We start from the raw sequence: 662 nt of genomic DNA, 5'->3' as shown, positions 1-662 counted from the left end.
CGCCGCGCCTGTTCACCCGCCAGCCAGTCTTCGCCATAACTCAATTTCACGGTCAGGCTGTCACCCTGTTCATAGGCCATCAGTAATACCGGATAATCCACTTTTTCGATGGCCTGACGGAATGCCAGTTTGTTTTCAATCCCTGTCCCGTGCTCGCTCATCACCGGTGCCGGGTAGTTTTCAAAAACCAGCAGGCTGTGGAATAAACGCGCCCCGTCGGGCTGCAAACTGGCCAGTGACACCGCGCTGTGGCTGTTGAGTGCCGCAATATCGTTCTGGATTGCCTGTAAAACGGCCAGTACACTGCCAGCAGGCTCCCACTGCACGGTCAACGGCAGGGTATTGATATACAGCCCGACACTGGACTCAATCCCGTCTACCGGCACATCTCGTCCGGACACCACGGTGCCGACAAGGGTCTGCTCATCCCCGCAGTAACTGTGCAGTAATTTATGCCAGGCAAATTGCAGCACCACATTCAGCGTGACCCCCTGCTCCCTGCACATCGTCTTGAGCTGCCCATAGGCGTTTCCCTCTACCGTCAGCATCTGCTCGGCCGGTTTTTCAACCGTTTTTATCTGCGCCAGGTCAATCCCGTGACTTAACAGGGCAGAAAGATCATTCGCCCCCTGAAACTGGGTTTTGCGTTCAGCCCAATACGC

Annotated in this window: 1 protein-coding gene; it reads right to left on the bottom strand. The window is 55.7% G+C overall.

The genetic code is table 11. The annotated features are described in order from the left end of the window. Nucleotides 1–662 (bottom strand): condensation domain-containing protein (locus tag NXS07_RS20610; RefSeq protein WP_258087586.1); only part of this gene is annotated, 662 nt, incomplete at both ends.

Source organism: Xenorhabdus bovienii (genome assembly GCF_024721015.1).
Classification (GTDB): Bacteria; Pseudomonadota; Gammaproteobacteria; order Enterobacterales; family Enterobacteriaceae; genus Xenorhabdus; species Xenorhabdus bovienii.
The sequence above is the reverse complement of the archived record's forward strand: the minus strand, read 5'-3'. Positions and strand labels throughout refer to the sequence as shown.